Annotated in this window: 13 protein-coding genes and 1 pseudogene; 10 read left to right on the top strand and 4 right to left on the bottom strand. The window is 63.1% G+C overall.

Annotated features, from left to right (window positions below; translation table 11 throughout):
* Positions 1-13: 13 nt before the first annotated feature.
* The 3 genes from M2394_RS00715 to M2394_RS00725 are packed head-to-tail and all read right to left on the bottom strand — an operon-like array spanning position 14 to position 1,513.
* A complete protein-coding gene (locus M2394_RS00715) occupies positions 14-607 on the bottom strand; it encodes an FMN-dependent NADH-azoreductase (protein ID WP_259171270.1) in 594 nt (197 codons plus the stop codon).
* Positions 604-1,044 (bottom strand): GNAT family N-acetyltransferase, encoded by a 441-nt coding sequence (locus M2394_RS00720; protein ID WP_259171271.1) that lies wholly within the window; start codon positions 1,042-1,044, stop codon positions 604-606. The genes M2394_RS00715 and M2394_RS00720 overlap by 4 nt, the downstream gene beginning before the upstream one ends.
* Positions 1,037-1,513 carry a carboxymuconolactone decarboxylase family protein gene (locus tag M2394_RS00725; RefSeq protein ID WP_178923014.1) on the bottom strand — a complete coding sequence of 159 codons (477 nt, stop codon included), beginning with the start codon at positions 1,511-1,513 and terminating at the stop codon, positions 1,037-1,039. The genes M2394_RS00720 and M2394_RS00725 overlap by 8 nt, the downstream gene beginning before the upstream one ends.
* A 133-nt stretch (positions 1,514-1,646) precedes the next feature.
* On the opposite strand from M2394_RS00725, the pseudogene M2394_RS00730 reads away from it, so the two are divergent.
* Positions 1,647-3,000 (top strand): annotated as a pseudogene (locus tag M2394_RS00730) (PLP-dependent aminotransferase family protein).
* 804 nt (positions 3,001-3,804) lie between these two features.
* On the opposite strand, the gene M2394_RS00735 reads toward M2394_RS00730, so the two are convergent.
* Positions 3,805-4,656, bottom strand: a complete 852-nt coding sequence (locus M2394_RS00735) for a LysR substrate-binding domain-containing protein (protein ID WP_025858264.1) — start codon at positions 4,654-4,656, stop codon at positions 3,805-3,807.
* Positions 4,657-4,899: 243 nt separating this feature from the next.
* Here M2394_RS00735 and M2394_RS00740 point away from each other — a divergent pair, with 243 nt between their 5' ends.
* The 9 genes from M2394_RS00740 to M2394_RS00780 all read left to right on the top strand — a co-directional run bounded on the left by M2394_RS00740 (position 4,900) and on the right by M2394_RS00780 (position 12,821).
* Positions 4,900-5,721 (top strand): transporter substrate-binding domain-containing protein, encoded by an 822-nt coding sequence (locus tag M2394_RS00740; RefSeq protein WP_178924505.1) that lies wholly within the window; start codon positions 4,900-4,902, stop codon positions 5,719-5,721.
* Between the two features lie 2 nt (positions 5,722-5,723).
* Positions 5,724-6,530, top strand: coding sequence for a transporter substrate-binding domain-containing protein (locus tag M2394_RS00745; protein ID WP_178924507.1), 807 nt, complete (start codon positions 5,724-5,726; stop codon positions 6,528-6,530).
* Positions 6,523-7,944: an FAD-binding oxidoreductase gene (locus tag M2394_RS00750; protein ID WP_178924509.1), complete on the top strand. Its 1,422-nt coding sequence runs from the start codon at positions 6,523-6,525 to the stop codon at positions 7,942-7,944. Before M2394_RS00745 ends, M2394_RS00750 begins: the two co-directional genes overlap by 8 nt.
* Positions 7,941-9,143 carry an aminotransferase class I/II-fold pyridoxal phosphate-dependent enzyme gene (locus tag M2394_RS00755; RefSeq protein WP_259171273.1) on the top strand — a complete coding sequence of 401 codons (1,203 nt, stop codon included), beginning with the start codon at positions 7,941-7,943 and terminating at the stop codon, positions 9,141-9,143. The genes M2394_RS00750 and M2394_RS00755 overlap by 4 nt, the downstream gene beginning before the upstream one ends.
* Positions 9,140-9,865, top strand: a complete 726-nt coding sequence (locus tag M2394_RS00760; RefSeq protein WP_259171274.1) for an amino acid ABC transporter permease — start codon at positions 9,140-9,142, stop codon at positions 9,863-9,865. The genes M2394_RS00755 and M2394_RS00760 overlap by 4 nt, the downstream gene beginning before the upstream one ends.
* Positions 9,855-10,538 (top strand): amino acid ABC transporter permease, encoded by a 684-nt coding sequence (locus M2394_RS00765; protein ID WP_259171275.1) that lies wholly within the window; start codon positions 9,855-9,857, stop codon positions 10,536-10,538. The genes M2394_RS00760 and M2394_RS00765 overlap by 11 nt, the downstream gene beginning before the upstream one ends.
* A complete protein-coding gene (locus tag M2394_RS00770) occupies positions 10,525-11,349 on the top strand; it encodes an amino acid ABC transporter ATP-binding protein (protein ID WP_178924517.1) in 825 nt (274 codons plus the stop codon). The genes M2394_RS00765 and M2394_RS00770 overlap by 14 nt, the downstream gene beginning before the upstream one ends.
* Before the next feature lie 16 nt (positions 11,350-11,365).
* Complete coding sequence (locus M2394_RS00775) at positions 11,366-11,959, top strand: cysteine dioxygenase (RefSeq protein WP_178924519.1); 594 nt, start codon at positions 11,366-11,368, stop codon at positions 11,957-11,959.
* Positions 11,960-12,173: 214 nt separating this feature from the next.
* Positions 12,174-12,821 (top strand): glutathione S-transferase family protein, encoded by a 648-nt coding sequence (locus M2394_RS00780; RefSeq protein WP_259171277.1) that lies wholly within the window; start codon positions 12,174-12,176, stop codon positions 12,819-12,821.
* Positions 12,822-12,841 lie beyond the last annotated feature (20 nt).

Genomic DNA, 12,841 nt, shown 5'->3' on the forward strand with positions numbered 1-12,841 from the left:
AGCGCCATTAATTTTATAGGCCAGTGCTGATTGCCTCCGACAGTTGCCGATGGGCCTGCTCGACGGCCCGTTTGACCGCATCTTCACCCCGCACCATGGCGCCCAGGTAAACGAACTCCACGCTGCGGATGCCTACCGTCGCGAGGATGGCGGTCATGTAGGGCGTGAGAAAGTCCGGTTCATGGCCCTTGCGCGAATTGCCGGAACTGACCAGCACAAAGGTGCGCCGGTCGTCCAGCAGGCCGACTTTTTCAAACTGTTCGTTGACCGTGAAACTGCGCTGGATGCGCACCACATGGTCGACCCAGGCCTTGAGCGCGGCCGGCACGGTGAAATTGTGCACTGGGGTGCAAATGATCAGCAGGTCGCAGGCCTCCAGTTCAACGATCAACTGCTCTGACAAGGCCGTGGCGTTTCCACTCAGCCCGCCCGTGCTGGTCAATGCATTGGCGTACTCGCGGGTCAGCGGTGGCAGCGCTTGGCCGCCGTAGTCGCGCTCGATGACCGCAGCCCCGGGCACCAAGTCGCTTAAAAAGGCCCGAGCCAGCTTGAAGGTGTGCGCGGCCTTGCCGTGGGGGCTGAAACTGAGGAGCAGGGCGCGGGTCATTGGTTCAGGTCCTGGGAAAAATGCAGGCCCTTGGGCAACAAGCCCTGGCGGAAGTAGAAACGCTGCGCCAGGACCATGTGCAGGCCGGTGTCCAGGACCAGGTAGCGATAACCCAGGGCGCGGGTTTCCTCGCGTACGCGCTCGAGCAGTTGTTCCCCCAGGCGCCGGCGTTGCAGCGCGGCGTCTACCACCAGGTCATCCACATAGATGAAGCGGCCATACAGGGTGTTCTCGGTGTGCCGGTAGCCGATCAGGCCGATGACCTTGCCGTTCTCGCAGGCGGCCAGCAGGTGATAGCCGTTCTCCCGCTGGCGTTGGACTTGCTTGGCAAATGCTGGCGCATCCGTGAGGTGCGGGCGCAGCTGCTGCATCACGGCGAAGCTGGCGAGACAGTCGGCTTCGGTTTCCATGGGGGTGAATTTGACGTGCTCATTCATCGTTCAGGTTCTCCAGGTGCGCCTTGATCGCCGCCGGCACTTTGCGAAAGCTGATGGCGACGCGGTTCAGGGCGTTCATCAGGGCAATCGCCAGGGTCAGGTCGGCGATTTCCTTCTCGCTGAACACTGCCGTGGCCTCTGCGTAGTCGGCATCGGGAATCTGGGTCTGTGCCACGTGGGTGACGGTTTCGGCCCAGGCCAAGGCGGCCTGTTCACGCGGTGTGAACAGCGGCAAGCCTTCGCGCCAGGCCGCCAGCAGCATGATTTTTTCCAGGCTCACGCCCAGCTTGAGCAAGTCGCGGGAGTGGGCGTCCAGGCAGTAGGCACAGCCGTTGAGCTGCGAGACGCGCAGGTACACCAGGTCGATCAGTTCTTTTTCCAGGCCGCAGCCGTGGACATAGCTGTGTACCGAACCCAGGGCTTTGTAGCCGGCAGGGGCGGCCAGGGCGTAATCGAGGCGGTGTTTCATGGTGCGATCCTTGTGTTCGTCAGGGGATGCGCCATTTTCGGTGGCCGGTGCGGTGCTCGACAGGGGCATGATTGGACAAGTGGGTTGGGACATGATCAGACTTCGCCTTGTCTTACCGCCGAGCCCGATTGCGATGTCGTCACTGCCCAAGTACCAGGAAATCTACCGGCGTTTTCGCCTGGCCATCGACCAGGGCCAACTGCGCCCCGGCGAGCGCGTGCCGTCGGTGCGCGCATTGGCCCAGGAACTCAAGGTGGCGCGAGGCACGGTGGAAACGGCGTACCAGTTGCTGGTCAGCGAAGGGTTTTTCGAAGCCCGTGGGCAGGCCGGCACGGTGGTTGCCGAATCGCTGGCGCAGGTGGCATTGAAAAGCGTGCCGGTGTCGGCACCTGTCACCTCCGGCCCGCGCCCCCTGCAAATGGGCCTGCCGGCACTGGATGCCTTCCCGCGCAAACTCTGGGCGCGGCTGGTCACCCAGCAAGTGCGGCGCACCGACGCCGACAGTTTGGCCATGGGCGATGTGTGTGGCGTGCAGGCCCTGCGCGTGGCCATCGCCAGCTACCTGGCGCTGTACCGCGGCGTGGAGTGCGCGCCGTCCCAGGTGTTCGTGTGCGCGGGGTATTCGGGCGGCCTGGCCTTGTTGTGCGATGCACTGGAGATGGCGGGGCAGCGTTGCTGGTTCGAAGACCCGGGGTATCTGCATGCGCGACAGTTGCTCCAGCACAAAGGCGTAGCGCTGGTGCCGGTGCCCGTGGATCAAGACGGGCTGGATGTTGAGCAGGGTCTGCAGCGTGAGCGTCAGGCGCGGCTGGCGATTGTCACACCGGCGCATCAGAGCCCCCTGGGCGTGGCGCTGAGTCCGGCGCGCCGTCAGGCCCTGCTTGGCTGGGCGCGGGAGCAGGGCAGTTGGGTGGTGGAGGACGACTACGACAGTGAGTTCCGCTACCGCGGCCAGCCGCTGGCGGCGCTCAAGAGCCAGGATGCCGATGACCGGGTGATCTACGCGGGCAGCTTCAGCAAGATGCTGTTTCCGGGGTTGCGCCTTGGGTATCTGGTGGTGCCGGTGGCGCTGGTCGAACCCTTTGAACGCAGCGCCCGGGTGTTGCAGCAGCGCAGTGCGCAATTGCTGCAGCTGACGGCGGCGGACTTTCTGGAGCAGGGGCATTTCACGCGGCATTTGAAGAAGATGCGTCAGTTGTATGCGCAACGGCGCGGGTGGTTGGTGGCGGCGTTGCAGGCGCATTGTGCGGAGTTTCTGCGGGTGGATGAGCAGGCGGGCGGGATTAACTTGCTGGCGCGGTTGTTGGTGGACGTGCCCGATGAGGTGGTGGCCCGGGCGGCGGGTAAGGCGGGGTTGGGGGTGCAGGCGTTGTCGGGGTGGGCAGGGGGTGTTGATGGGGTTTACCAATTTGTGTACGGCTGGGGAGGCTGATTCGGTTGTTTTGGTTTTGAAGGGGGTTATTGGGGGGTGTATATCCGGAATTTAGGTAACGGCCGCTATTGGTTCCGCCCTTACGGCGGGTCACTTTTGGAAAAGAGCCCGGAATGCCGGCCCAGCCAAAAGTAACCAAAAGGGCTCTTGCCCCAACACTCGGTGCCTCGCCTAGGCTCGGCATGCCCTCACTCCGGCTTGAATCCGTGGGCCGCCGTCCTGCCGGGTTACCCACGGATTCAAGCCTGCGTTCGGCCAGCGTGTTTGACGGGGCGCCTAAGATCAAAATCAAGAGCAGACGCGGCGGCCTGGTAGCCGACCGGTAGCGTTTGTTGATCGCATTCCCCTGTAGGAGCCGGCTTGCCGGCGATGCAGACACCTCGGAGAAACAGGTACACCGCGTTGATGCCATCGCAGGCAAGCCAGCTCCCACAGTGAGGCTCAGCGTTTTGCCTGGTTTTTTTGCGTCATCGTTGACGACCATCGCCGGCAAGCCGGCTCCTACAGTGGGTCGCGTTTGCCTTTGTTTTTGCTCCACACCACTCCAGCCGGCTGTCAGGCCGCTGTGCTTTTGCTCTTGATCTTGATCTTAAGCGCCCCGTCAAACACGCTGGCCGGAATTCGGCAGGGATTTGGGGGGTAAACCGGCAGGGATGCCGGTTTAGCCGCCCCGCGCCATGGATGGCGCGTGGCGGCGGCCCCCCAAATCACTGTCGGATTACGGGTACACCGAGCGTGAGCGAGGTGCCGAGTGTTGGGGCAAGAGCCTTTTGGTTACTTTTGGGCTCTTTTCAAAAGTGACCCGCCGTAAGGGCGGAACCATAAGTAGCCGTTACCGAAGAAACGGATATACCCCCAATCACAACCCCTGACTCCCCCGAATCAAATCATAAGCCTTACGCGCAATCGGATTCGCCGTATTCGGCCGAATCCAAAGGTAATACGTGACCTCCGGCAACCGCGGCAACCCATCCGTCTCCCCCAACACCCGCATATCCGGCCCCAGCATCTCCATACTCCGCGGCGTCACCCCCAACCCCGCCCGAGTCGCCGCTTTAATCCCGATCAAATTCGACGCCAGATACGCCTGGCGCCACGGGATATTCGCCCGCTCCAGCGCCTCCAACGCATACCGCCGATAAATACTCGGCTCATCCACCAGAATCAGCGGCAACGGCTCACTCGGCTGGTGAATGTACTGCGCCGAACAAATCCACCACACCGGCGACGTCCTCAACGCAAACCCCTCAAGGTTCGGATCCGAGCGCGTGGAAATCACCATGTCCACCTTGCCCCGGTGCAAGTCATCCATCAAAAACGGACTGCGCCCCACATCAATCTCCAGCCGCAAGCGCGGTGCCGAGCGGGCGATGTGGCTGAGGATCGGCGGCAAAATCGTGTCGGCAATGTCATGGGGCGAACCAATACGCAGCACCCCACTCAAGCTGCTCTCACGCAACGAATTCAACGCGTCGTCATTGAGCGACAGCATCTGCCGCGCATGCCGCAACAGCTGCAAACCCGGTTCGGTCAGTTGTTTCTGCCGGCCGCGTTTTTCAAACAGGCTCACGCCCACTTGCTGTTCCAGGCGTTGCATGTGCTGGGTCACGGAAGACTGGGTACGCGCCAAGTGCGTGCCGGCTTCGGCGAAGCTGTGGTGGTCGACCACGGCGATAAAGGTGCGCAGGAGTTCGAGATCGAGGGTCGACATGGCCATTTCCAGAGGCGTTTTTATATCAAGGGCGTGAAGTTAAACATTACAGATTTTAATGTGTTGTTGAAGCGGTTTTTTACAGCGTCCAATAAAACATGGGTTATGCCTGAATACGAGGTTGCCCATACACGGCAAGTTATAACGATATGAGATATTTGCATTTCCGTTGCCCCCGCACTCTCCCTAGCATGCCCCTTCATCAGGTCGGGGTACGCCGATCATTAGCCTGGGGGAAGTCCAATGATGTTCAAGAAATGGTTGCCGAGGGTCCTGGGCACGGCAGTGGCCTTGGGGGCGAGTGTGGCGGCGCAGGCCGATGCGACCCTGGACAAGATCGAGCAACGCCATGTGTTGGTGGTTGGCGTGCTGCTGTCCGGTGGCCCGTTCGGCAGCATCGACCCGAGCACCCAGCAACCCAAGGGCTTGAACGTCGACCTGGCCAATGAATTGGGGCGTCAGCTTAAGGCGCAGGTGCAACTGGTACCGGTACTGCCGGCCAACCGCGTGCAGTTTCTGCAACAGGGCAAGGTCGACCTGCTGATCGCCAACATGGAATGGACCGCCGAGCGCGGTGAAATTCTCGGCTTTGTGCCCACGCCGTTCTACCGCATCGGGGGCACCGCCGCGGTGCTCAAGGACAGCAAGATCACTCGCTGGGAAGACCTCAAGGACCAGCCGGTGTGCACGTCCCAGGGCAGCAGCTACGTGAAGCCGTTGACCGAATTCGGCGCCCAGATCAAAGCCTTCAAGAGTTCGTCCGAATCGCTGTTGGCCCTGCGTGGCAACAACTGCGTGGCCGCCGTGCATGACTCCACCCTGGTCAACCCGCTGATCAACGACAGCCCGGAATGGAAGGACTACCGCGCCATCAGCCCGGAGCTGAACCCGGCGCCGTCGGTGATCTGGACCCGTCGCGGCGAGAGCGACACCCAGGCCAGGCTCGACCCGATCGTCAAGGAACTGCACCGCAGCGGCTGGCTGATCGAAGCCCAGACCCGTAACCGCATCAGCCCCGCGTCGCCGGCGCTGGTGGAATTGCAAAAACAGTTCAAGGGCGCCTGAGCATGCACTTCAAAACCTTCGCCGCACTCGGCCTGGCCTTGTGCGCCGGCTTCGCCCACGCCGATGCCACCCTCGACAAGATTCAGCAGCGTCACGCCATCAGCGTGGGCGTGATCCTCAGCGGCCCGCCGTTTGGCACCCTCGACCCCAAGACCGGTGAACACCTGGGCTACAACGTGGAGTTGGCCAAGGGCATCGGCCAGGCGCTGGGCGTCGAGACCAAGACGGTGTCCGTGCTGGCGCCCAACCGCGTGCAGTTCCTGCAGCAGGGCAAGGTCGACATCCTGATCGCCAACATGCAGTTCACCGAAGAGCGCGCCGAGATCCTCGACTACGTGCCCACGCCGTATGAAGAAGTCGGCGGCGCGGCGTTGATTCGCAAAGGCGCCGGGATCACGCAGTGGGCCGACCTCAAGGACAAGCCGGTGTGCGTGTCCCAGGGCAGCAACTTCATCAAGCCGCTGCAAGAGACCTACGGCGCGCAGATCAAGGCGTTCCGCAGCCAGTCCGAATCGCTGCTGTCGTTGCGCGGCAACGGGTGCGTGGCGGCGGTGCACGTCAGCCCGACCCTGCATGCGTTGCTCAGTGATGCCGAATGGTCCGGTTATGAGATCCCGCTGCCGGGGGACCTGATTCCGTCCAAATCGGTGATCTGGATTCGCAAGGGCGAACACGACACCCAGGCCAAGCTCGATGCCATCGTGCGTGACTGGCACAAGAGCGGTTTCCTGATCGCCCTGGGCGAGCGCACCGGCATGGCACCGTCCCAGGCCCTGCGTGATTTGCACGAGCAGTACAGCCATGAGTGACGCGTTGTTCGCCACCTTGCAACACCTGCTCGGCGCGGCCCATGTGCAAACCTCTGAAGAGGCCGCGCATTACCTCACCGATAAGCAAGGCCGCTACACCGGCCAGGTGATCGCGGCGGTGCATCCGGCCAACACCGAAGAAGTCGCGGCGGTGGTGCGCGCCTGCGTGGCGTTGAAAGCGCCCATCGTGGTGCAGGGCGGCAATACCGGGCTGATGGCCGGCGCCACGCCGGATGCCAGCGGGCGTTCGGTCTTGTTGTTGCTCGACCGCATGAACCGCGTGCGCAACATCGACACCGACAACGACACCCTGACCGTGGAGGCCGGGTGCATCCTGCAAAACGTCCAGCAGGTGGCCCGTGATGCCGATCGCCTGTTCCCGCTGAGCCTGGGCGCCGAGGGCAGTTGCACCCTGGGCGGCAACCTTGGCACCAATGCAGGCGGCACCGGCGTGCTGCGCTATGGCAACACCCGCGAGTTGACCCTGGGCCTGGAAGTGGTGACCGCCGAAGGCGAGATCTGGCACGGCCTGCGCGGCTTGCGCAAGGACAACACCGGCTACGACCTGCGTGACCTGTACATCGGCAGCGAAGGCACCCTGGGCATTATCACGGCGGCCACCCTCAAGCTGTTCCCGCTGCCCAAGGCCCAGGCCACGGCGTTTCTGGCCTTTGATGAGCTGGCCCAGGCCGTGGCGTTCCTGTCCCATGCCCGGGCGGGGTTTGGCGCGAGCCTCACAGCGTTCGAATTGCTCACGGCAGACTGCCTGGCGTTGCTGCGCGAGCAGTTCCCCGACGGCCCGCAACCGTTCAAAAACGCCGGCCAACCCTGGTTCGCCTTGATCGAACTCTCGGATAACCACGGCGAAAGTCAGGCACGGGAAGCCTTCGAGCGGGTGCTGGGCGATGCCTTCGAAAACAACCTGTTGAGCGACGCACTGATCGCCGAAAGCCTCGCCCAGAGCGAAGCCCTGTGGCTGTTGCGCGAGAACATGAGCGAGGCGCAGAAGCGCGCCGGGCGCAATATGAAGCACGACATCTCGGTGCCGATTTCACAGGTGGTGGCGTTCGTCGCGCATACCGACGCGTTGCTGCAGCAACATTTCCCCGGTGTGCGCAACTTCACGTTCGGCCATTTGGGCGACGGCAACCTGCACTACAACGTGGCCCATCCGCTGGATTCGACGGTGGAGGCGCACATGGCTCACTACGCCGAGCTGAGCGCCCTGGTGCACGACAGCGCCCATGCCCATGGTGGTTCGATCAGCGCCGAGCACGGCATCGGCCAGCGCAAGGTCGGCATGCTCAGCCGTTATAAAAGCCCGGTGGAGCTGGATCTGATGCGTCGCATCAAACAGGCCCTCGACCCGCACAACCTGCTCAATCCCGGCAAAGTCCTTGAGGTGCAGCCATGACCGTACGCCTGTCCCGGCGCGTGCAGCGGGTGTCGCTGTCGGCCAACGCGGCCGCCAAGTCCCGTGCCACCGAATTGCGTGAGGCCGGGCGCGATATCCTCGACCTCACCACCGGCGAGCCGGATTTCGATACGCCGCAGCACATCAAACAGGCCGCCTATGCGGCCATCGCGGCGGGCGCGACCAAATACACGCCCACGCCGGGCGTCAAGGCGTTGCGCCTGGCGGTGCAGCGCAAGCTGGCCGAGGAAAACCGCCTGGACTATCCGTTGTCGTCCATCGTGATCGCCAACGGCGCCAAACAGATCATCTTCAATGCGTTTGCCGCCACCCTGGATGACGGCGATGAAGTGCTGGTGCCCACCCCGTACTGGCCGTCGTTCCCTGACAGCGTGCGCTTCAACGGCGGCGAGCCGGTGTTCATCGAATGCGGGCTGGAGCAGGGCTGCAAATTGCGGCCGGCCCAGTTGGAACAGCACATCACCGGGCGCACGCGCTGGCTGATCCTCAACGGCCCGGGCAACCCCAGCGGCGCGGTGTACAGCGAAGCCGAGTTGCGCGCGTTGGCGCAGGTACTGCGTCGCCATCCCCAGGTGCTGGTCCTGCTGGATGAGCTGTACGAGCACATTCGCTTTGACGGGCATCCACCCCAAAGCCTGTTGAACGTGGCGCCGGACCTGCTGCCGCGCAGCTTGCTGGTGGGCGGTGTGTCCAAGACCTACGCCATGACCGGCTGGCGCATCGGCTTCGGTGCCGGGCCCAGACACCTCACCGACGCGATGGCCGTGGTGCAATCCCAATCCACCTCCGGGGCTTCATCGGTGGGGCAGGCGGCGGCGTTGGCCGCCTACAACGGTGGGCTGGGTTTCCTCGCTGAGCAAGTTGCGGCTTACCAGTTGCGCCGTGACATCTTGGTCAACACCCTTGAAACCGTCGAAGGTCTGGAGGTGCTGGAACCCCAGGGCGGCTTCTTTGTGTTCGTGCGCTGCGCCGGGCTGCTGGGGCGTCATCGTCCCGACGGGGAGCGCATCGACAACGATGAGGATGTCGTGGCCTGGCTGCTGGAAGAGGGTGTGGCCGGTGTGGCGGGCAGTGCCTACGGCCTGTCGCCGTGGTTTCGCCTGTCCATTGCCACCGCGACCGACAGCGTGGCCGAAGCCGGGCGGCGCATCGCCGCTGCCTGCGAGAAATTGCAATGATGGAGGCGTTCGTCCACTGGGCTGCAAGCATTGGCCTGAACTACAACTTCCTGCTCGACGCCTACCAGCGCGGCACGCTGGTACAGGGCGCGTGGACCACCGGCTTGCTCTGTGTGTTCACCATCATCGGCAGCCTGCTGGCGGGCACCGGCCTGGCAGCGATGCTGACGTCGGGCAACCCGTGGCTGGCCAAGCCTGCGCGGGTGTTCGTGGAGGTGACGCGCAATACGCCGACCCTGGTGCAGCTGTACTGCGCGTTCCTGGTGTTGAACATGCTGTTGACCCAGGCCGTCGGCGCCGCCAACCCACTCACGCCGTTCGCCTGGGTGGTCATCGTGATCTCGCTGCACAAGGGCGCGTTCCATGCCGAAGCCTTGCGCGCCGGTATTGAAGCGGTGCCCGCCGTAACCCTGGAGGCCGCCAGTTCCCTGGCCTTCAGCAACCGCCAGTTGCTATGGAACGTGCAGTTACCGCTGGCCCTGCGTTTTGCCTTGCCGTCGCTGATCAACAACCTGATCGACCTGGTGAAGATGACCGCCGTGGCCTCGGCGATTGCGGTGGGCGACATCACCTACGCGGCGATCATGATCTGGACCCAGAGTGACAACGTGCTGGAGCTGATGATTCTGATCCTGAGCTTTTTCGGCTTGCTGAGTTTTACCGTCAATTGTGTGGGGCGCTGGCTGGAAGCGCGCCTGAGGATGCCCGGCTATGGCCATTGATTCATTCCCGGTGCTGTCGGCATTGCTGCAATGGTCGCCGGCACTGGTGGCCGGTTTTGGCCAGAACATCTTGATCAGCGTGGTGGCGATCGGGCTGGGCTCGGTGCTCGGCCTGTTGATCGGCGCGCTGGCCTTGTCGCCGTTGGGCGGTGTTGCGCGGTTGTGGGTGCAGGTGTTTCGCAATGCGCCCTGGCTGGTGCTGATCTACTTCACCACTTACGTGTTCCCGTTCGAGGTCCACATTGGCAGCAGCTATGTGTCGTTCCCCGATTGGGTCAAGGTCACCCTCGGCCTGGCCTTGCCGGCGAGCGCCAACGTGGCGGAGATCTTTCGCGGCGCCATCGGCTCGATCCCCAGTACCCAGTGGGAGGCTGCGCGTTCACTGGCGTTCACCCGGGGCCAGCTGTTCCGTTCGATCATCCTGCCGCAGTGCTTCAAGCGCATGTTGCCGCCGTGGATGAACCTGTATGCGGTGGTGACCATGGGCACCGCGCTGGCTTCGCTGGTGGGCGTGCATGACGTGATCGACACCGCGCAGATCGCCAGCAACACGGTGAACATGACCGGTTTCACCGTGGTGATCTACCTGAGCCTGCTGGTGCTGTTCTTTGCCTACTGCTACCCGATTTCCCGCCTGACCCAACACCTGGAGCGCCGTTATGCCTTCTATTGAACCCTTGGTGAGCCTGCGGGATGTGCACCTGTCGTTCGGCGCCAACCCGGTGCTCAAGGGCATCGACCTGGACGTGCAGCGCGGCCAGGCGGTGTCGATCATCGGCCCGTCGGGCTCGGGCAAATCCACGATCCTGCGTTGCATCACCGGGTTGTTGCAGCCCCAGCGCGGTAGCATTCGCGTGGGTCAGACCCAGGTCGACACCTTGGCCCAGGAAGCCCAGCGCATCGAGTTGCGCAAGCGCGTGGGCTTTGTGTTCCAGCAGTACAACCTGTTCCCGCACCTGTCGGTGCTGGAAAACCTGGTGATCGCCCCGCGCAAGGTACTGGGGTGCAGCCGTGCCGATGCCGAGAAAGACGCACGGGCGTTGCTCGCCAAAGTGCGCATGGAACACAAGGCCGACGCCTACCCGGGCCAGCTCTCCGGCGGTCAGCAACAGCGCGTGGCGATTGCCCGTGCCCTGGCGATGCGCCCGGAGCTGATCCTGTTCGACGAAGTGACCTCTGCCCTGGACCCGGAAACCGTCGGCGAAGTGCTGACCGTCATCCGCGAACTGACTGAAGAGGGCATGACCTGCGTGCTGGTCACCCATGAAATGCGCTTCGCCGAAGAGATCAGCGACGTGGTGTATTTCACCGAAAACGGCGTGATCGTCGAGCATGGCAGCGCGCAGCAGATCTTCCAGCACCCGGCCAGCGAACGCACCCAGACGTTCCTGCGCCATGCCCTGGGCGATTCGGGGCGCCGTGGCCCCATCGCCCACGACCCGTACCTGTTGACCAATTTGAGCCGATACAGCCTGTCTGTCTGATAAGAGGAAATGCGTGATGAGTACCGAAAACCGTGCCGACGTGATCGAAGCGTTCTTGCAGCAGATCCGCGTGATCAATCAGCGCGGCGTAGACCGTGCGGCCCTGGTGGAAATCGTCAGTCTGCTGGAAGCCCTGGCCGAACGCCGTGACCTGTTCAACTTCGACGAATTCCCCGCGCCGGTGCCGGGGCAGGGCAGCACGGCCTTTCGCTATCGCCTGAATGACGACGGCGACACGCCGACCCTGTACCTCAACTCGTTGCTGCCGGGCAAAAGCACGATCCCGCACAACCACGAGACCTGGGCGATCATCAGTGCCATCGAAGGCCAGGAGATCAACTACGTCTACACCCGCAGTGACGAAGGTCGCGAGCCTGGTTTCACCACCCTGAGCCTGGAGAAGGAAGTGATCGTGCAGCCCGGTACGTCGATCTCGTTCCTCGGTGAAGACCTGCACGGCATCAAGGTGGAAGGCGAGCAGGCGACCCTGCATTTCCACTTGTACGGCTTGCCGCTGGAATCGCTGAACGGCCGGTATGGCGTGGAAGCGGACGGACGCATCCTCAACTACAACGCCTCGCAAATGGCGCCGTCCATCAAAGCCTATTGATAAGCATGCCACCCATTAACGGTGGGAGCACTTTCTGTGGCGAGGGCGCTTGCTCCCGCTGGGGCGCGTAGCGGCCCTGAACCCTGCGATTGATTTTCAACTGGAAAAACGCGGTGCCTGTGTTGGGGCTGCTGCGCAGCCCAGCGGGAGCAAGCTCCCTCGCCACAAAAGCCCGTTTCCACAGCATGATCGGCGTTCGTCCGAGGGAGTTTTTATGATTGATCTGTATTACTGGCCCACGGGAAACGGCTTGAAAGTCGGCATCCTGTTGGAAGAGCTGGGTGTCGAGTACCGACTGGTGCCGGTGAACATCCGCGAAGGCCAGCAGAAGCACGCGGACTTCCAGCGCATCAGTGCCAACGGGCGCATCCCGGCGATTGTCGACCATCGCCCCGAGGGGCCGCTGAGCCTGTTCGAATCCGGCGCGATCCTCAATTACCTGGCTGACAGCGCCGGGCAGTTCTTGCCTCCGGCCGGCACTGCCGAGCGGCAGAAGGTGCAGGAATGGCTGTTCTGGCAGGTGGGGCACATCACCCCATACCTGAGCCAGTTGCAGCTGTTCAAGGAGAAGGCGCCGGAGCCGATTCCGTTCGCCCTCGACCTGCTCAATGCCGAAGCCACCCGCTTGTACCGCGTGCTGGAGCAGCGCCTGGGCGAAGTGCCCTACGTGGCGGGTGAGTATTCGGTGGCCGACATGGCGATCTTCCCGTGGATCCAGCCGCTGCGCCAAGGCCAGGACCTGGCGGGCTACCCGCACATCCAGGCCTGGCGTGAGCGCATCAAGGCGCGGCCGGCGGTGCAGCGCGCCTATGCCAAGGGCCGCGACGTGGCGGCGGGCGAGCGCTCGTTGGCGTTGCAGTAACTCATTTCATACTTTGTTGG

Origin of the sequence: Pseudomonas sp. BIGb0164, assembly GCF_024810135.1 — a bacterium.
Lineage (GTDB): Bacteria > Pseudomonadota > Gammaproteobacteria > Pseudomonadales > Pseudomonadaceae > Aquipseudomonas.